The organism is Tropicibacter alexandrii (genome assembly GCF_003667315.2).
In the GTDB taxonomy this organism is placed as follows: Bacteria; Pseudomonadota; Alphaproteobacteria; order Rhodobacterales; family Rhodobacteraceae; genus Tropicibacter; species Tropicibacter alexandrii.
This window is the reverse complement of sequence record NZ_RCTZ02000010.1, coordinates 145,288-165,829: the sequence shown is the minus strand read 5'-3', so window position 1 is coordinate 165,829 and position 20,542 is coordinate 145,288. Positions and strand designations below refer to the sequence as shown.

At 63.8% G+C, this 20,542-nt stretch carries 21 protein-coding genes; 1 reads left to right on the top strand and 20 read right to left on the bottom strand.

All coding sequences use genetic code 11. From position 1 onward, the window contains the following. Positions 1-47: 47 nt before the first annotated feature. From D8Z78_RS14570 to D8Z78_RS14505, 15 genes are all read right to left on the bottom strand, one after another. Positions 48-290 carry an HNH endonuclease gene (locus D8Z78_RS14570; RefSeq protein ID WP_240672129.1) on the bottom strand — a complete coding sequence of 81 codons (243 nt, stop codon included), beginning with the start codon at positions 288-290 and terminating at the stop codon, positions 48-50. Positions 291-349: 59 nt separating this feature from the next. Beyond that, positions 350-1,882 carry a terminase large subunit domain-containing protein gene (locus D8Z78_RS14565; RefSeq protein ID WP_206169688.1) on the bottom strand — a complete coding sequence of 511 codons (1,533 nt, stop codon included), beginning with the start codon at positions 1,880-1,882 and terminating at the stop codon, positions 350-352. A 171-nt stretch (positions 1,883-2,053) separates the two neighbouring features. Next, on the bottom strand, positions 2,054-2,911 hold the full coding sequence (locus D8Z78_RS14560; RefSeq protein WP_128910793.1) for a hypothetical protein: 858 nt from the start codon (positions 2,909-2,911) through the stop codon (positions 2,054-2,056). Next, positions 2,898-3,296 (bottom strand): hypothetical protein, encoded by a 399-nt coding sequence (locus D8Z78_RS14555; RefSeq protein ID WP_128910792.1) that lies wholly within the window; start codon positions 3,294-3,296, stop codon positions 2,898-2,900. The genes D8Z78_RS14560 and D8Z78_RS14555 overlap by 14 nt, the downstream gene beginning before the upstream one ends. Beyond that, positions 3,293-3,751, bottom strand: coding sequence for a hypothetical protein (locus D8Z78_RS14550; protein ID WP_128910791.1), 459 nt, complete (start codon positions 3,749-3,751; stop codon positions 3,293-3,295). Before D8Z78_RS14550 ends, D8Z78_RS14555 begins: the two co-directional genes overlap by 4 nt. Positions 3,752-4,072: 321 nt before the next feature. Beyond that, a complete protein-coding gene (glpK, locus tag D8Z78_RS14545) occupies positions 4,073-5,551 on the bottom strand; it encodes a glycerol kinase GlpK (protein WP_121630984.1) in 1,479 nt (492 codons plus the stop codon). A 92-nt stretch (positions 5,552-5,643) separates the two neighbouring features. Next, complete coding sequence (locus tag D8Z78_RS14540; RefSeq protein WP_121630983.1) at positions 5,644-7,356, bottom strand: ABC transporter substrate-binding protein; 1,713 nt, start codon at positions 7,354-7,356, stop codon at positions 5,644-5,646. Positions 7,357-7,413: 57 nt separating this feature from the next. Continuing rightward, positions 7,414-7,686, bottom strand: coding sequence for a DUF2160 domain-containing protein (locus tag D8Z78_RS14535; RefSeq protein ID WP_121630982.1), 273 nt, complete (start codon positions 7,684-7,686; stop codon positions 7,414-7,416). A gap of 24 nt (positions 7,687-7,710) precedes the next feature. Then, positions 7,711-8,547 (bottom strand): carbohydrate ABC transporter permease, encoded by an 837-nt coding sequence (locus D8Z78_RS14530; RefSeq protein ID WP_121631005.1) that lies wholly within the window; start codon positions 8,545-8,547, stop codon positions 7,711-7,713. Between the two features lie 31 nt (positions 8,548-8,578). Beyond that, entirely contained in the window at positions 8,579-9,448 is an 870-nt protein-coding gene (locus tag D8Z78_RS14525) for a carbohydrate ABC transporter permease (RefSeq protein WP_121630981.1), read from the bottom strand. After that, entirely contained in the window at positions 9,448-9,582 is a 135-nt protein-coding gene (locus D8Z78_RS25245; RefSeq protein ID WP_255446353.1) for a hypothetical protein, read from the bottom strand. Before D8Z78_RS25245 ends, D8Z78_RS14525 begins: the two co-directional genes overlap by 1 nt. Then, positions 9,582-10,658, bottom strand: a complete 1,077-nt coding sequence (locus D8Z78_RS14520; protein ID WP_121630980.1) for an ABC transporter ATP-binding protein — start codon at positions 10,656-10,658, stop codon at positions 9,582-9,584. The genes D8Z78_RS25245 and D8Z78_RS14520 overlap by 1 nt, the downstream gene beginning before the upstream one ends. An 11-nt stretch (positions 10,659-10,669) precedes the next feature. Further along, entirely contained in the window at positions 10,670-11,758 is a 1,089-nt protein-coding gene (locus D8Z78_RS14515) for an ABC transporter ATP-binding protein (protein WP_121630979.1), read from the bottom strand. A 13-nt stretch (positions 11,759-11,771) separates the two neighbouring features. After that, complete coding sequence (gene glpD, locus D8Z78_RS14510; RefSeq protein WP_121631004.1) at positions 11,772-13,397, bottom strand: glycerol-3-phosphate dehydrogenase; 1,626 nt, start codon at positions 13,395-13,397, stop codon at positions 11,772-11,774. Positions 13,398-13,419: 22 nt separating this feature from the next. Next, complete coding sequence (locus D8Z78_RS14505; protein ID WP_128910790.1) at positions 13,420-13,626, bottom strand: hypothetical protein; 207 nt, start codon at positions 13,624-13,626, stop codon at positions 13,420-13,422. On the opposite strand from D8Z78_RS14505, the gene D8Z78_RS14500 reads away from it, so the two are divergent. Beyond that, the gene (locus tag D8Z78_RS14500) at positions 13,625-14,386 is read left to right on the top strand and encodes a DeoR/GlpR family DNA-binding transcription regulator (protein WP_121630978.1); all 762 of its coding nucleotides are present in this window, start codon (positions 13,625-13,627) and stop codon (positions 14,384-14,386) included. The two genes, D8Z78_RS14505 and D8Z78_RS14500, sit on opposite strands and share 2 nt — an antisense overlap. A 27-nt stretch (positions 14,387-14,413) precedes the next feature. On the opposite strand, the gene eutC is transcribed toward D8Z78_RS14500, so the two are convergent. The 5 genes from eutC to D8Z78_RS14475 form a co-directional block, all read right to left on the bottom strand. Further along, positions 14,414-15,154 carry an ethanolamine ammonia-lyase subunit EutC gene (gene eutC / locus D8Z78_RS14495; RefSeq protein ID WP_121630977.1) on the bottom strand — a complete coding sequence of 247 codons (741 nt, stop codon included), beginning with the start codon at positions 15,152-15,154 and terminating at the stop codon, positions 14,414-14,416. Further along, positions 15,151-16,533, bottom strand: a complete 1,383-nt coding sequence (locus tag D8Z78_RS14490) for an ethanolamine ammonia-lyase subunit EutB (RefSeq protein WP_121631003.1) — start codon at positions 16,531-16,533, stop codon at positions 15,151-15,153. The genes eutC and D8Z78_RS14490 overlap by 4 nt, the downstream gene beginning before the upstream one ends. Before the next feature lie 119 nt (positions 16,534-16,652). After that, positions 16,653-18,011 carry a hypothetical protein gene (locus D8Z78_RS14485; protein WP_121630976.1) on the bottom strand — a complete coding sequence of 453 codons (1,359 nt, stop codon included), beginning with the start codon at positions 18,009-18,011 and terminating at the stop codon, positions 16,653-16,655. Continuing rightward, positions 18,011-19,186 carry a caspase family protein gene (locus tag D8Z78_RS14480; protein WP_121630975.1) on the bottom strand — a complete coding sequence of 392 codons (1,176 nt, stop codon included), beginning with the start codon at positions 19,184-19,186 and terminating at the stop codon, positions 18,011-18,013. The genes D8Z78_RS14485 and D8Z78_RS14480 overlap by 1 nt, the downstream gene beginning before the upstream one ends. Further along, positions 19,183-20,340: an alpha/beta fold hydrolase domain-containing protein gene (locus tag D8Z78_RS14475; protein WP_121630974.1), complete on the bottom strand. Its 1,158-nt coding sequence runs from the start codon at positions 20,338-20,340 to the stop codon at positions 19,183-19,185. The genes D8Z78_RS14480 and D8Z78_RS14475 overlap by 4 nt, the downstream gene beginning before the upstream one ends. Positions 20,341-20,542: the final 202 nt, after the last annotated feature.

The window sequence follows — 20,542 nt, the reverse complement described above, 5'->3', positions numbered from 1 at the left end:
TTCGGGGTGTGCTTCTTCTGGTCCATAGGGTTCATCCTTTGAGAGTTTTACTCTCCGGTAAACCCGGGGCGGTTCAAGGTTTTCCAAGCATCACGCTTGGGATTGGGTCGGCCCATGCCGACCTCAATTCGGGTTTTGCGGGCATGACAGCGCCCGCAGAGTGTTTGGAGATTGGCCAGCGAATAGGCCAAATCGGGGCGCGTCCTGACGGGTTCGATATGGTCGATTTCCAGCCGCCGCCGCTCGCCACACTCGACGCATTGCCAGTCGTCGCGGTCTAGCGCCTGCATCCGCAGCGCCTTCCACCGTGGCCCGCGCGTGACGCGCGCAGAATGTCGTTTGAAGTCATTCATCCCCATGCGACCCGCCCCCGTTTGCCCTTGGGTGCGCTCGTCATGCGGATGCCTTGCGCCACGGCCAGCACCGTTGCCGCCGCCGCATCAATCCGGCCTGTTGATCTTGCCTTCGCCAGCTTGTGGTTGCCCGCCGGGTCAACAAGCGTGATCGCGTCAGCGAAGGCAGACCGCAGCAGCAGGGACGGGGCGCAACAAATCTTGCCCTCGAATAGCGCGCGCCGGAACCGCTCCACATCTTCGGAGCCGTCCTTCCATCCGAACCCGCGCCAGATGAACGGGACGCGCTCTAGGCCAGCGTCGTTCAAGGCTTCCAGAAACTCGGCATGTCGGAACCTGTCACCCACGATTGCCGCCGGGGTTTGCCCGTCCAGCAGCGCCACCACATCGGCCATGAACCGACCAACGGGAACCGTGGTTTCGCCCATCGTCACCAGTTCGCCCCGGTCGTGCATCTCGACATAGCGTCCCGAGACGCCATCCGCCGCGCCGCGATCCGCCAGCCCCGGCTTGCAGGGAAATGCCCCGACCGATTCCAAGCGCCCGGTTTCCGGCCAATACAGCGAAGCCGCCGACATGGAACGGGAGCCGCCCAGATCAACGCCCAAGATCACCGGCCCCGCGCGTTCGGGCAGATCGTCAGGCGCGACCTCGGCCCCAAGCCATTCGTCAACGGTCACAAGGACGGAACGGTCGTCAGACGCGACACGTTCATTCCGGTTGAGATTCCGAAAGCTGGACAGGGCAGAGCCACCGCGCGCAATGGCCCGCCGCGCTTGTGCAACCAACCATTCCGGCGTTGAGCCGATGCCCTCGACCGCGCCGGGATTGGCAATGAGAAGGCTTGCCAGATCATCCGGGGGCAATCCCGGTTCAGGGCGATGTTCCTGCACATAGGTGCCGGGGGGCGGTTCATCCAACCACCGCGAAAAGGTGTTCGCGTCGTCAGGCGCAGACGTCGAGATAATCAGCGCCCGCCCGTCGCGCTTGCCCAGACCGGACAGGATCGCGTTTTCGAGATTGTCGCCTTTCTCGCGTTCCCATGCCGCGCGCTCGTCCAATATGGCCAGCGTCGGAGCGCCGCCCAAGATAGACTTGCCATCCGCAGCAATGACGCGCGCCAGCCCGCCGCCGTTCTCGGCAGTCTCGACCTCCAGCTTGGAGCCGCGCCGGATCGTGAATTGCTCCTGCTCGTCCTCGGGCAGGCCCTCGATGAACCCGACCAAGAACCCAAACGCGATCTTGGCTTGGTCACGGTTGCGCGCGGCGAAGATGATTTCCCGCTTTGGCTGGGGGGCAATCTCGCCCACGAGATGCCCCAGTGCGATGCCCGCAGACAGCGCGGTTTTGGCCCCGCCGCGACCGATCGACAGGACGCCCGCCGCTATGTCCTTGGCAAAGGCCCCGCGCACAAAGTCCTTTTGATACGTGGCCAGCTTCAACCGCTTGCCCGCCGTCCGGCCCTCGGGAATGACCAGCTTGGGAAGGAAGCGCAGAGCGGCCATTGCCTCTTTCGATGCCCTAGCCATCCGATTTCCCCCCGGATTTTTTCGGGAGAGAGAAAGAAAGACTACCACCCACGGTTCCTACCCGTTTGCGCTTTTGCGGAATTGGGACCAACCAGAGGATTAGCAGGTCGGCCACCGCGCCAAGGATCAGCGCCCAAAGCGCGGGAACGCCCAAGAGATACAGCGCCGCAATCATTGACCACCGCCTTTCAGTGCCGATGCACCCGGACCGCAGGTCTTGCGGGAATGTCTGGCCATACCCGTGGCCAACTTTGCCAGCCTTCCAAGCGCTGGACGTTGAAGACCATCGGCATGCCGCAGAGAACCGGCCCTTTCATCGCCATTGCGGATGACACCCACAAAGGGCAACGCCGGTGGATCATCCCCGAGCAGTGCGACACGCCCCACCGACGCCTCCACAGGCGCAACATGCGGTTGACGCAAAGGTCTCTTAACTATCCCCACTAAAGTGCCGGGCAGTTTCTTCCCGGTAGGCGGTGCGGGCAAAATAATATCGGCCTTGGTCTCGGTGTGCTGGCCCACCTGATGAGCCGCCCACGCCGCCAAGTCGCGCAGGTCAGCGATGAACGATTTTGACAGGCGATAGCCCAGAGCGGCCAGTTGATCGGGCAACAGTTGCAGGCAACCAGAGCGCCATTCCGTGGCCAGCCCATGCCCCTTGTCGCCCAGTCTGCCGCCCTTGGCATAGCGCACGGCCACAACAAGGCCAGCGGCCTTCAAGCGCGCCAGAGACGTGCTAACGGTGCGTTGGCTATACCCGGACGCCCGCGCCAGTCCCTTGCGGGTCGGTCGATAGAACAGTTCCTTGCGCACACACGCGCGCAAGTTCTGACGGATCATCAAGGTAAGGATCAGGTGGTCAGCCCGTGTCAGGGAGCCGCGTTTGTATTGCTGGTCCAATGCCGTGCGCAGGCCGGTTGAAGTGGCCTTGGCCTGACGAAAGAGCGACTTGCGCCGCTCAATCTCTTCTTCTCGGCGGATGCAGGTGCGATCCGGCAGCGTCTTCGGGAGGTGGTCAGTCGGTGTCAACAACAGCGAAGCCCTCCCCCTCATAGCCATGAGCGAACAGGTCGGACACCAAGCGGCGCATCATCGACAATTGCTTGGGGGTCGGCTTCCAGCCGCGTTTCTGGGCTTGGCGGGAAATGGACGCCGCGAAGCCCTTGGCCCACGTATCAGTTGCCGCGCGGGCAATCGTCGGCATGTAATGCAACAGGCGTTCGAGTTCGTCGCCACGGCGCTTGGGGCTACCGGCCCCGGATGCCAGCCATTGCGCTTCGGGAATGTCGTCCTCGCCGCGTTGGGCAACCCAGCCCTCAAAAGCGCCGCGATACTCTTGCCGCTTGCCGTCACGGGTGATCCGGCGCGAACCAATCTCAGGCTCGAATGCGGAGCGTCTGCGCTGCATAGTCATGCCACAGCCTCCCCGCGATAGGTGCCGAAAAGGGCCAGTGATGCGACCTCATAGGCGGCGTTTTCGTTGGCCATGCTGCGAAGCGCGGCATAGGCGATGCCCGCCTTCTGGTCCTCGGTCAGACGCGCGGAGAAGATCGCCACCAGCCCCGCCGCTTTGTCCCCGGTGATGCCGGAGACGAGGCACTTGGCCAGCGCTCGCGCCGCTTTGACGATTGCCACGCGGCCACCTTTCGGGGTATAGTTCCGGCGAAGCTGTCCCGCTTCCTTTGCAGTTTGAACCTCGACGCCGCCCGCCAGCGCGTCGGGGTTTTTCTTTGCCGCATCTGCGGTTTTCAGGTTGGACAAACGCAGATTTTCCCCAACGTTCTCAATGGGGGAATGCTGCAATGTTGGACGACTTACCGCGTTGATTTTATTGGCTGTCTTTGTGTCCTGCCGGGATCGCCACGCCATCATTATAAGTTTATTATGTTTAACATGTTGGCGCTGTCTTTGCCGCGTGAACGTGACACACTGGCATTCGTTGGTCCCGAATGGGGCGATAAAGATGAAGATCGAACACGTCCATGAGGCCGGGCTCGGACTGATCTGTATCTCGACGTCGAAACAACCAGAGGCTGGTCGAATTAGCCTCTGGTGCCGCCGTCTATTGTCAACCCGGAAAACAGGTGACATTCTCTTGGATTGCGGATCATTAAGTGACTGATATTTTGCTTTAACATGACTGGAAAATCAGCCCTTCCGCAATCACCAGCCTTTTCCAGCCATGCCTAATCAGAAGGCCATGGTCGCCTCGACGGCCCGTTGCCACGCGGCGTATCTTGTTGACCGCGTCTTGTCGTCCATGCCGGGGACAAAGCTCCGGTCCAGCGCCCAGCCCGCAGCGAATTCCGCTTGTGCCGGGTAAAGCCCCGCGCGCTGGCCGGCGAGCCAAGCGGCCCCGAGCGCCGTTGTCTCCAACACCTTGGGGCGGTCCACTCGCGCCCCGATGATGTCGGAGAGAAACTGCATCGCGAAGCCGGACGCGCTCATGCCACCGTCGACACGCAAGGTCGCTTCTGAGCTGTGGCCCATATCCGCCTGCATCGCCGTCAACAGGTCGCGGGTCTGGTAGCCGACGCTTTCCAGTGCGGCGCGGGCGAACTCTGCAGGGCCGGAATTGCGGGTCAGCCCGAATACCGCACCGCGGCATTCGGCATTCCAATAGGGCGCGCCCAGCCCGGTAAAGGCGGGCACGAGCACCACGTTTTGGGCGGGGTCGGCGGCTTCGGCCAGCGGCTGGGTTTCGCGGGCCTCGCGGATGATCTTCAGCCCGTCGCGCAGCCATTGCACCACGGCGCCCGCGATGAAGATCGACCCTTCGAGGGCATAGGTGGGCTTGCCGTCGAGTTGGTAGGCAATCGTGGTCAGCAGGCGATTTTGCGACCGGACCGGCGTGTCACCGGTGTTGAGCAGCGCGAAACAGCCCGTGCCATAGGTCGATTTCAGCATGCCCGGTTCAAAGCAGGCCTGACCCACGGTCGCCGCCTGCTGGTCGCCCGCGATGCCGAGGATCGGGATCGGGCGGCCAAACAGATCGGGGCGGGTCTCGCCGAAGTCACTGGCGCAGTCGCGCACCTCGGGCAGCATTGCCATGGGAATGCCAAGGCGATCGCAGATGGTTTGGGACCAGCGCCCCTTGTGAATGTCGTACAGCATGGTGCGGGCGGCATTGGTGGCGTCGGTCACTTGCACCGCACCGCCGGTGAGGTTCCAGACCAGCCAGCTGTCGACGGTGCCGAAGGCCAGCTCTCCGGCCTCGGCGCGGGTGCGGGCGCCGTCGACATGGTCGAGCAGCCATGCCAGTTTCGTGCCGCTGAAATACGGGTCGAGCAACAGCCCGGTGCGGTCGGTCACGACCTCTTCGAAGCCGTCGGCTTTGAGCGTCTGGCACATGCCAGAGGTGCGCCTGTCCTGCCAGACGATGGCGTTGTGAATCGGCTTGCCGGTCTTGCGGTCCCAGACCAGCGTCGTTTCGCGCTGGTTGGTGATGCCGATGGCGGCGATCTGCGCGCCGCCGGATTTCTCGATGGCCGCGCGGCAGGTCGCCGCCGTGGTCGCCCAAAGGTCCGCCGGGTCATGCTCCACCCAGCCGCTTTGGGGAAAATGCTGTGGGAATTCTTCTTGCGCCGAAGCGATGGCCGTCATCGATCCGTCAAAGATGATGGCCCGCGTCGATGTGGTGCCCTGATCAATGGCCAGAATATGAGTCATGACCGCCTCTCCTGCAAAGCGATTTGGTTTGGGTCGGATTGTGGGAAAAAGGGAGGTGACCGAGGCCCGAACGGGCCCCGGTCGGGGAGGAATTACTTCCAGGAGGCGATCAGCTCGTCATAGGAGACGGTCTTGGGCTCTTCGTCCTCGTTTTCCAGCTTGGGGTAGGGCGCGCCGGGCTGCTCGAACCAGTACTGAGCGTCACGCTCTTCGTTCAGCTTGGGACCGATGTCGCCCTGGATACCGGCACGCTCCAGACGCTCAAGAACGCGTTCCTGGTCGGCGCAGAGGCTGTCCAGAGCTTCCTGAGCGGTCTTGGCGCCGGACATGGCGTCACCGATGTTCTGCCACCACAGCTGAGCCAGCTTGGGGTAGTCAGGCACGTTGGTGCCGGTCGGCGACCACTGGACGCGGGCGGGCGAGCGGTAGAACTCGACCAGACCACCCAGCTTGTCGGCACGCTCGGTGAAGCTTTCGTGCTGCACGGTCGACTCGCGGATGAAGGTCAGACCCACATGGGACTTCTTCACATCGACGGTCTTCGAAGTCACGAACTGGGCATAAAGCCACGCCGCCTGAGCGCGATCCACAGGGGTGGACTGCATCAGGGTCCAGGAACCGGCATCCTGATAGCCGACCTTCTGGCCCTCTTTCCAGTAGACGCCGTGCGGCGAGGGCGCCATGCGCCACTTGGGCGTGCCGTCCTCGTTCATCACCGGCAGGCCGGGCTTGACCGTGTCGGCGGTGAAGGCGGTGTACCAGAACATCTGCTGGGCGATGTTGCCCTGCGCCGGGATCGGGCCTGCCTCGGAGAAGGTCATGCCAGCCGCTGCGGGGGGCGTATACTTCTCAAGCCATTCGATGGCCTTTTCCACCGCGTAGACCGCAGCCGGTGCGTTGGTCGCACCACCGCGCGCCACACAAGAGCCCACGGGCTGCGAGTTCTCGTTCACACGGATGCCCCATTCGTCGACCGGCAGGCCGTTGGGTTCACCCACGTCGCCCATGCCAGCCATCGACATCCACGCATCGGTGTAACGCCAGCCAAGCGAGGGGTCCTTCTTGCCGTAGTCCATGTTGCCGAAGATTTCGCCCTCGACACCCATATGGCTCAGGTCACGACCGGTAAAGAATTCGGCGATGTCCTCATAGGCCGACCAGTTGACCGGAACGCCAAGATCATAGCCGAACTGTTCCTTGAAGTCGGCCTTGTTCTTCTCGTCGTTGAACCAGTCATAGCGGAACCAGTACAGGTTCGCGAATTGCTGGGTCGGCAGCTGGTAGACCTTGCCATCCGGGCCGGTGGTGAAGCTGAGGCCGATGAAGTCCTCCAGATCCAGCGTCGGCAAGGTGACAGCGGCGCCTTCGCCGTCGATCCAGTCGGTCAGGTTGCGCACCTGCTGATAACGCCAGTGGGTGCCGATCAGGTCGGAGTCGTTGATATAGGCGTCATAGATGTTCTCGCCGGACTGCATCTGGGTTTGCAGTTTCTCGACCACATCGCCTTCGCCGATCAGGTCATGGGTGACCTTGATGCCGGTGATGGCCTCGAACGCGGGCGCCAGCACCTGGCTTTCGTATTCGTGCGTGGTGATGGTTTCCGAGACGACCTTGATCTCCATGCCCTGATAGGGCTGGGCCGCGTCGACGAAGAACTGCATCTCTGCTTCCTGCTCGGCGCGGGACAGGGACGACATATCGCCGATCTCTGCGTCAAGGAACGCACGGGCGGCGTCCATATCGGCAAAGGCCGGACCCGCAAGGATCAGCAGCGCTGCCGTGGTTGATTTGAGTTTGTGGTTCATTGGTTTCCTCCCTTAGTGAACCTTATTCTTGTCCCGGCGCGGGGCCGGGACGGGTACTCACACCCAGCGGAAGACCGCTGCGGCGTAGATCAGGCAGACGGCCAGCGCCCAGGGCTGTGCCGTGCCGATGATCCCGAGCCAGGCCAGATTGATGAAGGCCGAGCCGAGAAGGGTGATGAAAAGCCGGTCGCCGCGCGTCGTCTCGATCCGCAGGATGCCCGTGCGGGGCGTTTCCGGGAACTTGATCGCCAGCACCGTGAAGATGATCAGCAGCGTGGCGATGACGGCGAAGAAAATCGCGGTCGGGCCGGTCCATGCCATCCAGTCCATTGAAAGTCCTCCCTTTCTTCAGACTTACACGCGACCCAGGGCAAAGCCCTTGGCGATGTAGTTGCGGACGAAGTAGATCACGAGCGCACCGGGCACGATGGTCAGGATGCCCGCCGCCGCCAGCACGCCCCAGTCGATGCCGGAGGCGCCTTGGGTGCGGGTCATGATCGCGGCGATGGGTTTCGCGTCGACGGTGGTCAGCGTGCGGCTCAGCAGCAGTTCCACCCATGAGAACATGAAGCAGAAGAACGCCGCGACCCCGATGCCGCTGGCGATCAGCGGGGTGAAGATCTTCACGAAGAACGTCCCGAAGGAATAGCCGTCGATATAGGCGGTCTCGTCGATCTCTTTCGGTACGCCGCGCATGAAGCCTTCCAAAATCCACACCGCCAGCGGCACGTTGAACAGGCAATGCGCCAAGGCCACGGCGATATGCGTGTCGAACAGCCCCACGCTGGAATAGAGCTGAAAGAAGGGCAGCGCGAACACGGCGGGCGGTGCCATCCGGTTGGTCAGCAGCCAGAAGAACAGGTGCTTGTCGCCCAGAAAGTGGTAGCGCGAAAACGCATAGGCCGCAGGCAGCGCCACCGCGAGGCTGATCACCGTGTTCATCGTCACGTAGATCAGCGAGTTCACGTAGCCCATATACCACGAGGCATCCGTCAGGATCGTCGCGTAGTTGGCAAAGGTCAGGTCGCGCGGCCACAGGGTGAAATCGTTGAGGATTTCGGTGTTGGTCTTCAGGCTCATGTTCAAGAGCCAGTAGATCGGCAGCAGCAGGAACAGCAGATACAGTCCCATGACGATGGCCGAGGTGTTCACCTTGAACCGCTTGCGGGCGTTCGAGCCGTCGGCGGTCATGTTGCCGGGAATGGTTGCAGCGTCGGTCATCTTACATCCCCTTCTTGTCGAGGTTCGTCATCACGGTGTAGAACACCCAGCTCACCAGCAGGATCACGAGGAAATACATCAGGCTGAAGGCGGCCGCCGGGCCAAGGTCGAACTGTCCCAAAGCCATCTTCACGAGGTCGATGGACAGAAGGGTCGTGGCGTTGCCGGGGCCACCGCCGGTGACGACGAAGGGCTCGGTATAGATCATGAAACTGTCCATGAAGCGCAGCAGGATGGCGATCATCAACACGCCCATCATCTTGGGCAGTTCGATGAAACGGAACACCTTCCAGCGGCTCGCCTGATCGATCTTGGCCGCTTGGTAATAGGCGTCGGGGATCGACTTGAGACCAGCAAAGGCCAAGAGCGCCACAAGCGAGGTCCAGTGCCAGACATCCATCACGATGATGGTGATCCACGCGGCCAGAATATCCTGCGTGTAGTTGTAGTTGATCCCCAGCGCGTCCAGCGTGTAGCCCAGAAGGCCGATATCGACGCGGCCAAAGATCTGCCAGATCGTGCCGACCACGTTCCACGGGATCAGCAGCGGCAGCGACATCAGCACAAGGCAGAACGAGGACCAGAATCCCGATTTCGGCATGTTCAGCGCCACGAAGATGCCCAGCGGAATTTCGATGGCGAGGATGATCCCCGAGAACATCAGCTGCCGCCCGAGCGCGTCCCACATGCGGTCGGATTCGAGCATTTCCTTGAACCATTCGAGGCCCGCCCAGAAGAACTGGTTGTTCCCGAACGTGTCCTGAACCGAGTAGTTGACCACGGTCATCAGCGGGATCACCGCCGAAAAGGCCACCAGCAGCAGCACCGGCAGGACAAGGAACCATGCCTTTTGGTTGACTGTCTTTTCCATCAGCTCGCCCCCTCCCCGGACGATGGCGCCACAGGGCGCACGGTTTGCTCGGAGGCCTGATCGAGAAAACGGTCAATCAACCGGATCTGGCGTTCCATGATCTGTTGCGGTGTCAGGATCGGACGGCCCTCCATCACGCGGCCTCCCCCGGGACACGCCAGTCATTGGCGTAGACGTTCACATGCGCCGCATCGAAGGTGACGCGGTTCATGTCCGCGCTCACGTGATCGTCCTCGCCGGCGATGATGTTGATGTCGGTGCCAAAGAACTCGGCCCGGACGATCTTGTGGCGGCCCACATCCTCGATGCGGCGTACCTTGACGGGCAGGCCCTCGGACTGGCTGAGGCGCGCGAATTCCGGACGCACGCCGATCTCGACCTTGCCATCCAGCGGCTTGTAGCCCTGCGCAAGCTGCACATAGGAGCCGTTGACATAGGCCTTGTTCCCGTCGATCCGCGCCGGGATCACGTTCATGCCGGGCGAGCCGATGAAATAGCCGACAAAGGTATGTTCGGGCCGCTCGAACAGTTCCTCGGGCGTGCCGATCTGAACGACGCGGCCATCATACATGACCACCACCTTGTCGGCGAAGGTCAGCGCCTCTGTCTGGTCGTGGGTCACGTAGATCATCGTGTGGCCGAAATCGTGATGCAGCTTTTTCAACTGGGTGCGCAGCTCCCATTTCATGTGGGGGTCGATCACCGTCAGCGGCTCATCAAACAAGAGCGCGTTCACGTCCTTGCGGACCATGCCCCGGCCGAGGCTGATCTTTTGCTTGGCATCCGCCGTCAGCCCGCGCGCCTTTTTCTTCAGCATGTCCTCCATGCCGATCATCCGGGCGATTTCCTGAACGCGTTCAGCCACATAGGCCTCGTCCCGGCCCCGGTTGCGCAGCGGGAAGGCGAGGTTGTCGTGCACGGTCATCGTGTCGTAGACGACCGGGAACTGGAACACCTGCGCGATATTGCGCGCGGCGGTGGGCGCGTGGGTCACGTCCTTGCCGTCGAACAGGATGCGGCCCTGAGACGGGTGCAGCAGCCCCGAGATGATGTTGAGCAGCGTGGACTTGCCGCAGCCCGACGACCCCAGCAGCGCGTAGGCCGCACCGTCGTCCCAGTCGTGGTTCAATTCCTTCAGCGCAAAGTCATCCTCGCTGGCCGGGTTCGGCAGGTAGGAATGCGCAAGGTTATCCAGTGTGATCTTGGCCATGGTCCCCTCCCTCAGGCCGCAAGCGCGTAGGCGGCGGGGGCCACCAGCTTGCCGTCTTCGCCGAAAATGTAGACATGGCGCGGGTCCAGCCAGACGCTCAGCTCCGCGCCCAAGGTCAGGTCGTGTACGCCGTGGATCAGGCCGACCCAGCGCTCGCCATGGTGGTCGAGATGCACGAAGGTCTCGGATCCGGTCAGTTCGGTGACGTTCAGGCGGGTGCGGAATTCCATCGCGTCAGCCGCGTGTTGCCCGATTTCAAGGTGGTTGGGGCGGAAGCCCGCCTGATAGCGCCCGTCCGCCAGTTCGGCGATCTTGCCCGTGGCCGGCGCGCTTTGTCCGTCGCCGAACATGATGCGGTTGCCGGTCTTGGAGATTTGCAGGAAGTTCATCGGCGGATCGGAGAACACGCGCGCCGTCGTGGCATCCACCGGCTGACGATAGACCGAGGGCGTGGGGCCGAACTGGGTGATGCGCCCTTCTGACAGGGTCGCGACATTGCCGCCCAGCAGCAGCGCCTCTTCGGGTTCGGTCGTGGCGTAGACGAAAATCGAGCCGGAGGCTTCGAATATTTTCGGAATCTCGACGCGCAATTCCTCGCGCAGCTTGTAGTCGAGGTTCGCCAGAGGCTCGTCCAGCAGCACCAGCCCGGCATTCTTGACCAGCGCGCGGGCCAAGGCGCAGCGCTGTTGCTGCCCGCCCGAAAGCTCCAGCGGCTTGCGCTCCAGCATCGGGGTCAGCTTCATCATCTCGGCGGTCTCGCGCACGCGGCGGTCGATCTCGGCCTTGTCCACGCCCATCAGCTTCATCGGCGAGGCAATGTTGTCATAGACGGTCATCGACGGGTAGTTGATGAACTGCTGGTAAACCATAGCGACCTTGCGGTCCTGCACGCGCTGGCCGGTCACATTCGTGCCGTTCCAGATCACCTTGCCCGTCGCAGGCACGTCCAGCCCGGCCATCAGCCGCATCAGTGAGGTCTTGCCCGACAGGGTCGGCCCCAGCAGCACGTTCATCGTGCCCTTTTCCAGCGTCAGGTCGGTTGGGTAGATATGAGCCTGCCCCTCGACGGTCTTTGAAACGCCTTTCAATTCCAGCGTCATCGAATACTCCTCCTCATTCCGCCGCGGCGGGGGACGCCTGGCGATGGTGCGCCATCCAGTCGTTCAGCGCGTCGATCTGCCCGGGCGTCATGCGCAACCCTAGCTTGTTGCGACGCCAGATGATATCTTCTGCCGTGCGCGCGTATTCGTTTTTCATCAACCAGGTGACTTCCGTCCCGGTCAGGGTCGCACCGAAATCGCGCCCAAGATCAGCGGCTTGGCTGGCGTCGCCCAGAATATCGGTGGCTTGGGTACCGTAGGCCCGCACCAAACGCTTCGCCCAGAACGCGGTGAGAAAGGGATAGCGATCGCGCAAGCCAGTGATCAGGTCATCCACGCCGTCGACCGGGAAATCCCCGCCGGGCAGGGGGGCTTTGGCGGTCCATGTTCCCTTGGACACGGTCAGGTGCTCGCCGATCTTGTTCAGCGCGCTTTCCGCGAGGCGGCGATAGGTGGTGATCTTGCCGCCAAAGATGTTGAGCACCGGGGCGCCCGCGCTGGTATCGACCTTCAGCGTGTAATCCCGCGTTGCGGCGGTCGCGCTGCTGGCCCCGTCATCATAGAGCGGACGTACCCCGGAATAGGTCCAGACCACGTCATCGCGGCTCAAGGCCTGCTTGAAATACTGGTTGGCGAAGTTCAGCAGGTAGTCCTGCTCTTCGGGGGTGCATTCGGGGCGTTGCGCGGGATCGGCATGTTCGGCATCCGTCGTGCCGATCAGGGTAAAGTCCGTCTCGTAGGGAATGGCAAAGATGATGCGCCCGTCGGTTCCCTGAAAGAAATAGCACTTGTCGTGGTCATAGAGCTTGCGGGTCACGATATGGCTGCCGCGCACCAGCCGCACGCCCTCGCGCGAGTTCAGGCGCACCTTGCTCTGGATGATGTCGCCGACCCATGGGCCTCCGGCATTGACCAGCATGCGGGCATAGTGGGTCTGCACCTGATTGTTTTCGGTATTGCGTGTTTCAACGCGCCATAGGCCATTTTCGCAAGCCGCACTGATCACTTGTGTGCGCGTCATGATGCGGGCACCGCGGGCCTCGGCATCGCGGGCATTCAGGACGACCAGCCGGGAATCCTCGACCCAGCAGTCGGAATACTCGTAGGCCTTGGCAAAGTGGTCCTTCAGCGGCGCGCCTTCGACCGTGCCGGTCAGGTCGCGGGTTTTCGTGCCGGGCAGGATCTCGCGCCCGCCGAGGTGGTCGTACAGGAACAACCCGAGGCGGATCAGCCAAGCGGGGCGGCGCCCCTTCATCCACGGCATGGCAAAGCTCAGCAGACGAGAGGTGGGAGTGTCCGCCTCGAAGCGCATATCTTTATGATAAGGCAAGACAAAACGCATCGGCCAGCTGATATGGGGCATTGCGCGCAGCAGGGTTTCCCGCTCGATCAATGCCTCGCGCACCAGCCGGAATTCGAAATATTCGAGATAGCGCAGGCCACCGTGAAACAGCTTGGTCGAGGCCGAGGACGTGGCCGAAGCCAGATCGTTCATTTCGGCCAAGCCGACTGACAGCCCACGCCCGGCCGCATCACGGGCGATGCCGCATCCATTGATGCCGCCACCAATGATGAACAGGTCAAGAGGCGTGTCCGTTCTGGAATGTCCCACGCGATTCTCCTCCAAGCGCGTTTGCATCATGTTTGTGACAAAACCGGCTTCACCTGGCAAGCGTTTGTTTTCGTTTTTGTTCGGTATTTGGAAAATCGTGAGAAATCAGCGCGATAATCCCGTGACGATGGCAGCGAATCGCGCCTCGCTCGGAAAAAACGGAAAAAATATTTGCCTTGATGTTCGCTTTTGACCAGATTTGCGCGGGAACGCGTTCATCCGCCCGCCCATTCGGGATCGTCGAAAGGTCTTCCATGTCGCAAACGTTCCGCCACCCGGAAATCCTCGAAATCGCGCGTCGCGAGGGCAAGGTCACGGTCGACGGGCTGGCCCAGCATTTCGGCGTGACCTTGCAGACCATCCGCCGCGACCTGACCGACCTTGCGGATGCGGGACGGCTGGAGCGGGTCCATGGTGGCGCCGTCCTGCCCTCGGGCACGACGAATATCGGCTACGAGGAACGCCGCAGCCTGAATCCCGAAGCCAAGCGCGCCATTGCCCGGGCTTGCGCCGCCGAGATCCCCGACAGCATTTCGCTGTTTCTCAATATCGGCACCTCGACCGAGGCCGTCGCCGAAGAACTGATGCGCCACGAGAACCTGATGGTCGTGACGAACAACATGAACGTCGCCAACATCCTCGCCGGGAACAGCAATTGCGAGATCATCGTGACCGGTGGCCAGTTGCGGCGCGCCGATGGCGGCCTTGTCGGCAACCTCGCCGCCGGAACGATCCGCCAGTTCAAGTTCGACCTAGCGGTGATCGGCTGTTCGGCGCTGGACCGCGATGGCGATCTGCTCGATTTCGACATTCAGGAGGTCAGCGTCAGCCAAGCGATCCTGCGGCAGTCGCGCAAGACCTTCCTCGTGGCGGATCAGACCAAGCTGTCGCGCAGCGCGCCCGCGCGGATCGCCTCGCTGGCCGAGATCGACACGTTCTTTACCGATCGCCCGATGCCCGCCGACCTCGCCGCCGCGTGCGCGGCGTGGAATACGCGCATCGTCGTCGCCGAGTAGGCTGGGCAGTCGGGTGACCACAGGCCGTCAGTCCGGAAGCAACGGGCTGACATCGGCATCTTCCTTCAGACCGGTCCCGGTCAGACCCAGCTTGAGCGCCGCGCGCGCCAGCCACGCGATCTTGTCGGCGGCGCGGTCATGGCTCATGCCGCCTTGGCCGTGGATGTTGGACAGGCAGTTGCGGGCACTGTCGCGGGTGCCGGGTTTGGGGCCGAAGGTCAGGTAGGCGCCAAGGCTGTCGGCCACGGTCAGGCCCGGACGTTCGCCCACCAGCAGCACGGTCAGCCGCGCGCCGATGGCTGTCCCGATCTGGTCGCCGATGGCAACGCGGGCCTGTTCGGCGATGACGATCGGCCCGCAGGTCAGGCCCTTGAGCCGGAGCAGGGTGGCGTGGATGACCGGCGCGGCATGGGCCTGCACCGCCGCCGCAGACAGCCCGTCGGCAATCACGAAGAGCACATCGCAGGGGCTGCAGGGCAGGTGCGCGGCCTCGCCTTCGGCGAGTGTCCGTCCAAGATCCGGTCGCCGCAGGTAGCTGGCCCGGTCCGGCACCGCCGAGCGGGTGCGGATCACCGGCAGATCGCCCAGATCGGCCACCAACCGATCGACATCCAGCGCCGAATGCACTGCGTCCCGCGCGCGGGCATGGGCAAATTGAAAGGCCAGATTGGCCTGCGTCGGCAGGCCCGCGCCCGACCGCCCCAGCGCGATGCGAGCGGGTGTCGCGGCGCGCAGACGCGCCCATGGGTCCTTGGCGATATCGCTCATGGTGCACGCTCCAGCAGGCGCTGCGCCCCGGCGCCGCTCTCGACCAGCAAACCGCTGCTGTCCACCAGCCCCATGGCCACCAGCCATTCCTCGAATTCCGGCGCGGCCTTCAGGCCCAGCGCGTTGCGCAGATAGGCGATGTCATGGAAGGACAGGCTTTGGTAATTCAGCATGATGTCATCCGCCCCCGGCACGGCGATCAGGAAATGCGCCCGCGCCGCCGCCAGCAGGGTCATCAGCACGTCCATGTCGTTCTGATCGGCCTCGGCGTGGTTGGTATAGCAGACATCCACGCCCATCGGCAGGCCCAGAAGCTTGCCGCAGAAATGGTCCTCCAGCCCGGCGCGGATGATCTCCTTGCCGTCAAACAGGTATTCCGGGCCGATGAAGCCGACCACGGTGTTGACCAGCAACGGGTCGAAGGCGCGGCAGACGGCATAGGCGCGCGCCTCCAGCGTCTGCTGGTCGATGCCATGATGGGCATCCGCCGACAGGGCGCTGCCCTGACCGGTCTCGAAATACATGACGTTGCGGCCCACCGTGCCCCGGTTGAGCGACAGGGCGGCATCGCGCGCCTCGGCCAAAAGGGGCAGGGTGACGCCGAACCCCTCGTTTGCGGCCTGCGTCCCGGCCACGGATTGAAAGACCAGATCCAAGGGCGCGCCGCGCTCGATGATCTCTATGGAATTGGTGACATGGGTCAGCACGCAGCTTTGCGTGGGGATCGCGTAGGTGCCGATCAATTCGTCGAGCATGTGCAGCAGGGACATGGCGGTGGGGATGTTGTCGGTGGCCGGGTTGATGCCGATCACAGCATCGCCCACCGCAAAGGACAGCCCGTCCAGCACCGAGGCGGCGATACCGCGCAGGTCGTCCGCCGGGTGGTTGGGTTGCAGGCGCGAGCCCATCCGCCCCGGCAGGCCCAGTGTTGATCGAAACGCCGTGACGACCTCGACCTTGCGCGCGACCGAAATCAGGTCGCGGTTGCGCATCAGCTTGGACACGGCCGCGATCATTTCCGGCGTCAGCCCCGGTGCCAGCGCGCGCAGCACGGAGGGCGTCGCGGCATCGGACAGCAGCCAGTCGCGGAACTGCCCGACGGTCATATGCGCGACCGGCGCAAAGGCCGCCGCGTCATGGCTGTCGAGGATCAGCCGGGTGACATCGTCGGTCTCGTAGGGGACCAGCGCCTCGGTCAGGAACAGATCAAGCGGGAGGTCGGCCAGCACCATCTGCGCAGCAACGCGGTCCACATCCGTTTCGGCGATCACGCCCGCGAGCGCATCGCCGGACCGCGCGGGCGTGGCCTTGGCCATGACCTCGGCCAGCGTGTCAAAGCGGTGCTGTTCCCCGCCCAAGGTCGTTCGGTAATGCGGCATCGGTCCCGTCAGCATTGGCAAGCGTACTTGCCCGGACCATAGCCAGCCCGGCCCACGCCCGGCAAGCGCGGCCCGCCCGGTTGCCGATGGCGGCACATCCAATCGCCGTTATTTTCACCTCAGGACGAGGGGCCGCCCGTGCCGAAGCTTTCGGTGAAGGCGTAGAATGGCCCGGCGCTCACCTCTCGCTGCATTTCCTTGCCCAGCCGCGCCCAGAGCCGGTCCAGCATCTGCCGCGTGTCGGCGGGCAGGGACGACCAGTCGTCGCCGCTGCGGGTGATCGACAGCAGATCGCGCAGCAGGCGGCGTGCGGCAAGGAATTGCGGCGGGCCGGCGTGATGTATCTTGGCCAGTTTCGACAGGACCTCGGCCTGATCGCCGGTCTCGAACAGCAGGTTCGCCCAAGCCCCTACGGCCAGTGCATCTGGCGACCACGGGAACCAGTTCGCAAGGTTCTCGACCCAGCCGGGCCGTTTGCCCAGCCGCCTGTGACGCAACAGGAACAGCGTGGCGACGACGGCCGCCTCGGGATCGTGGACCTTGTCATGCAAGGCACGGTCGGCGACCTTGAAAGCCTCTTCCGAGACGGCGTCGCTGTCCTCGAACCCGCGCCCCTTGATCGACTGCAACAGCCCGTCGATCCGGTCGTCGACCGCTGACAGATACCATGAAAACCGCCGCGCCGCGCTGTCGGCGCCGCCGCTATGCGACAGCACCAGTTGCGCGCCCTCGCCGAACAGGGGCAGGGCGATGAATCGCGCGGGCTGATCCTTGCGAAAACTGCCGACGAGGTGAATCCTGTCCCTCAGCGCGTCGTCCACATAGGGGCGCGGCGGCAGGTAGAGGCGGGTGTAATCCATCGCGTACTCGCCCTGCACCCGGTCGATCAGGTCGGACCGGACCCAGCGACCGAGATCGGAGGCCCAGACATAGCTGCGCAGGCTGACATCCTGCGGGCGGCGCGTGGACCGTTTCGGGCGGCTGCCCAGACCAAGACGCCGGTCGAGCGCCTGTGTGGCATCCTCGACCATGCCTTGGGCCGCATAGGACACGACGCCCACCGGCAAGGACAAGGACGAGACCGGGCTGACCTCCAGCAGGGCGCTGAGCGACCGCGTCCCGAGCGCCTCGATGACCTTGCGGCTGACATTGGCGGCCGAGCGCGGCACTTGGTTGCGCGCGTTGAGATCGGCCAGCCATTCATGCGGGCTGTCTTGTTCGCTGGCCACGGTGATCCGGCGGTCATCGCCATCGCCCAACTCGACGGCAACCCGCAGGCGCGCGCCGCTGGGGGACAGGCCGCTGACCATGTAGCGACCGGGGCGCAGCGCCAGCGTTAGGCTATCGGCGGTCTCGTTCAGGGTCTGCTGCGCTTGGATGGCAAAGCCGTCATCCATGACGGTCACGTCCTGAAACGGCAGGCTCGGGGCTTTGTCGACGGTCAACGTCGCGGTCTGGGCGGCGTCATCGTCCTGCATCACGTCCTCCGAAGCGCCACGTCCGTGCCGTCGCTGATGACGGGGACCGGAACGGTTTGCAGCAGGATCGGGGCGCCGCCGGGCTCAAGGATCTCGCCCGCAGCCTCGTAATCGTCCATGCTGGGCGGCACCCAGACACTGAGGGGGGCCACCGCGCCGGGCGTGGGCGGTCGTTGCTCGAGAAAGGCGGTGCTGGCCTGCGCCAGCGACAGGGTCGCGCGGCCCAAGTCCAGCGCATCGGCCTCGCGCACACGGACCGGGTAGCGCGGCATCCCCGGCAGGGTCAGGATCGGCGTGGTGTCCCACGCGCTGTCATCGTCGATGGGGCGCATGTCCGGATCGTCGATCCCCAGCCCATATCGCCCGGCGGCCTCGACCCAGCCGCGCAGCCGACCGGGCGTGATGCACCAGCCGTAATGCGCTCTTTTCTCGCCCGCGCCGCCGTCGAAGCATTTCAGCAGCGACTCCGTCATGTAGCCCAGCCCGTTGCGCGTGGCCTTGGCCACCACGCCCGGCGGCGCGGCCCTCAGCAGGTAGACGAAACGGTCGGGCGCGTTGCGGGCCTGCGCGTATTCCAGCTGCGAGATATTTCCGATCCGCCGCCCAGTGAATTGATCGAGCGAGGTGATCCCGCCTTCGAGCAGGTTGCGGCAGCAATCGGCAAACAGCACGCTGCGCTTGTGGTTCTTCTTGTACAGGTTGCGGTGCAGATGGTTCAGCGAGAGCATGTTGCGCCACGGGTCGAACGGGTCTTCGCCCGCGTCTTCGAGCAACAGGATGTGTTCTTGCGCCTGCATGCCGTGGCTGCTGCCATAGAACAGGGCGAGGTTGCCGGGGTCCGACCCGCAGCGGGCCAGCCAATCGCCCAGCGCGTCCGAGACGTCGTCGCCGGTCGCAGGGGCGATGGCCTTGCCGTCGAACGTGGCGGCGCTGCCATCCTTTTCGCTGATCAACAACTCGACCGAGCCCAGCGGCGGCACCAGCCGGTCCGCCGCGTCGATCAGCCATGCGGCGATGGCGCGGGCATTGTTGGGCGGGCTGGTCACGCCGTCGACGCTGCGCAGTTCCTTCATCAGGTCCGGCTTGGACCCGTCGAGATGCGGAAAGCAGCCCACGCCGATGACGATGGCGTGGCTCTGCGGCGCATCCGACGCGCGGTCGTAGATCAGGGTCATGCCGTGCCTTTCACCGGGACATCCAGCGCCTTGAGCCGCTTGCGCAGCCGTTCATAGAACTGCACGCGCTCGAAATAGGCACCATGCGCGTCGAAGATGCCGGTGCGGCTGGAAAACATCATGTCCTTGACGCCGCCGTCGAACAAGGGGGCTGCGCGGAAGGACAGCACGTCGAGTTCGTCAAAGACGTTGATCCAATGCTCCACCACCTCCAGCCGTGGCTGCGGATCGAGCCCCAACAGGTTCAGCTCCTGAAAGAAGCCGGGCTGCGAGCCGACCGTGACCAGCGCCGCGATCCTGCGCCCGTCCTTTAGCCCGACGCTGTCACAAAAGGCTTGGTCACCCAGACAATCGGCAAGGATCACTCCGCCCATGGAATGGCCGATCAGCACGATGGGCTTGCCGCTGTCGACGGCCTTGGTCAGTTCGTCCTTGATCAGGGCGCGGATCGGCGCGCGCCCGGAGCCGTCCTTGAGATAGGAAAAGACATCGCCGATGAAGGTCGCCACATGCCCGTGCAGTGCCTCGCGGCCCACGGCCAGCGCCACGCGCCCACCGGCATTGCGCACGCGGTCGACGACCGCCTCGGCGCTGTCACGCAGCCATGACCCAAGACCCAGCACCTCGACGTCGTTTTCCGGGACGGCACCGGCCTGCGCTGTGGCATAGGCCTTGGCGCGGTTGGTCAATTCCTTGAGGAATTGCTCATCGGTCAGATCGGCCTGCAGCCAAGGCGGGTTGGGCACCTCGCTGGCATAGATCGCGGCCATTTGCGCCTGCGCCACGGCCTCGTCCGGCAGGTCCGGCCCGTCCGCCTGCGCCCGCTCCAGCACCCCGGCAAAGAGCAGGTCGACGGTTTCGGGAAAGTCCTCGCGTGCCAGCTCGACCAGACGCGGCGCGGCGCCGGTCGCAGGCGGCGGCGCCACGGCCAGCACCTCGACCCCGTCGCCGGTCGGATCGTCGTAATCGGGCAGGCAGCGATAGCGCCCGCCCGCAGGATTGGCGCCGAACGCCCCCCAATACGGGTTCTCGATGGTCGCGGCCTCGCCAAAGACCAGCTTGCGGAAACGCTCGCTGCGCCGGGCGACGGTTTGGGAATAGGCGTCACCTTCGCGATTGGCGACACCGTGGACAAAGACGACATGAACGGACATGGGCCCTCACAATGACTGATGCGTAAATGAATGGCCCATCCTACCGCGAAACCACCTCAGGTTGCGAGAGTTTTGAGCATGTCAGCCCGCGATGTCTGCAGCTTTCGTGCGGTTTCCAGCGCCATCCGCAGATGCGGCTTGCCAACCGGGCGCGTTTTCGGCAGGCGTTTGCGCTAACCGGATCGGTACGGTCCCTGATTCA

Bases quoted from the DNA above. Each gene is read 5' to 3' on its own strand.
- D8Z78_RS14540 (WP_121630983.1), bottom strand. From the start codon at position 7,356: ATGAACCACAAACTCAAATCAACCACGGCAGCGCTGCTGATCCTTGCG.
- D8Z78_RS14530 (WP_121631005.1), bottom strand. From the start codon at position 8,547: ATGACCGCCGACGGCTCGAACGCCCGCAAGCGGTTCAAGGTGAACACC.
- D8Z78_RS14535 (WP_121630982.1), bottom strand. From the start codon at position 7,686: ATGGACTGGATGGCATGGACCGGCCCGACCGCGATTTTCTTCGCCGTC.
- D8Z78_RS25245 (WP_255446353.1), bottom strand. From the start codon at position 9,582: ATGGAGGGCCGTCCGATCCTGACACCGCAACAGATCATGGAACGCCAG.
- eutC (WP_121630977.1), bottom strand. From the start codon at position 15,154: ATGAGCGATATCGCCAAGGACCCATGGGCGCGTCTGCGCGCCGCGACA.
- D8Z78_RS14550 (WP_128910791.1), bottom strand. From the start codon at position 3,751: ATGGCGTGGCGATCCCGGCAGGACACAAAGACAGCCAATAAAATCAAC.
- D8Z78_RS14500 (WP_121630978.1), top strand. From the start codon at position 13,625: ATGTCGCAAACGTTCCGCCACCCGGAAATCCTCGAAATCGCGCGTCGC.
- D8Z78_RS14475 (WP_121630974.1), bottom strand. From the start codon at position 20,340: ATGTCCGTTCATGTCGTCTTTGTCCACGGTGTCGCCAATCGCGAAGGT.
- D8Z78_RS14480 (WP_121630975.1), bottom strand. From the start codon at position 19,186: ATGACCCTGATCTACGACCGCGCGTCGGATGCGCCGCAGAGCCACGCC.
- D8Z78_RS14520 (WP_121630980.1), bottom strand. From the start codon at position 10,658: ATGGCCAAGATCACACTGGATAACCTTGCGCATTCCTACCTGCCGAAC.
- D8Z78_RS14555 (WP_128910792.1), bottom strand. From the start codon at position 3,296: ATGACTATGCAGCGCAGACGCTCCGCATTCGAGCCTGAGATTGGTTCG.
- D8Z78_RS14570 (WP_240672129.1), bottom strand. From the start codon at position 290: ATGCAGGCGCTAGACCGCGACGACTGGCAATGCGTCGAGTGTGGCGAG.
- glpD (WP_121631004.1), bottom strand. From the start codon at position 13,397: ATGCAAACGCGCTTGGAGGAGAATCGCGTGGGACATTCCAGAACGGAC.
- D8Z78_RS14490 (WP_121631003.1), bottom strand. From the start codon at position 16,533: ATGCCGCATTACCGAACGACCTTGGGCGGGGAACAGCACCGCTTTGAC.
- D8Z78_RS14515 (WP_121630979.1), bottom strand. From the start codon at position 11,758: ATGACGCTGGAATTGAAAGGCGTTTCAAAGACCGTCGAGGGGCAGGCT.
- D8Z78_RS14485 (WP_121630976.1), bottom strand. From the start codon at position 18,011: ATGCAGGACGATGACGCCGCCCAGACCGCGACGTTGACCGTCGACAAA.
- D8Z78_RS14525 (WP_121630981.1), bottom strand. From the start codon at position 9,448: ATGGAAAAGACAGTCAACCAAAAGGCATGGTTCCTTGTCCTGCCGGTG.
- glpK (WP_121630984.1), bottom strand. From the start codon at position 5,551: ATGACTCATATTCTGGCCATTGATCAGGGCACCACATCGACGCGGGCC.
- D8Z78_RS14565 (WP_206169688.1), bottom strand. From the start codon at position 1,882: ATGGCTAGGGCATCGAAAGAGGCAATGGCCGCTCTGCGCTTCCTTCCC.
- D8Z78_RS14505 (WP_128910790.1), bottom strand. From the start codon at position 13,626: ATGGAAGACCTTTCGACGATCCCGAATGGGCGGGCGGATGAACGCGTT.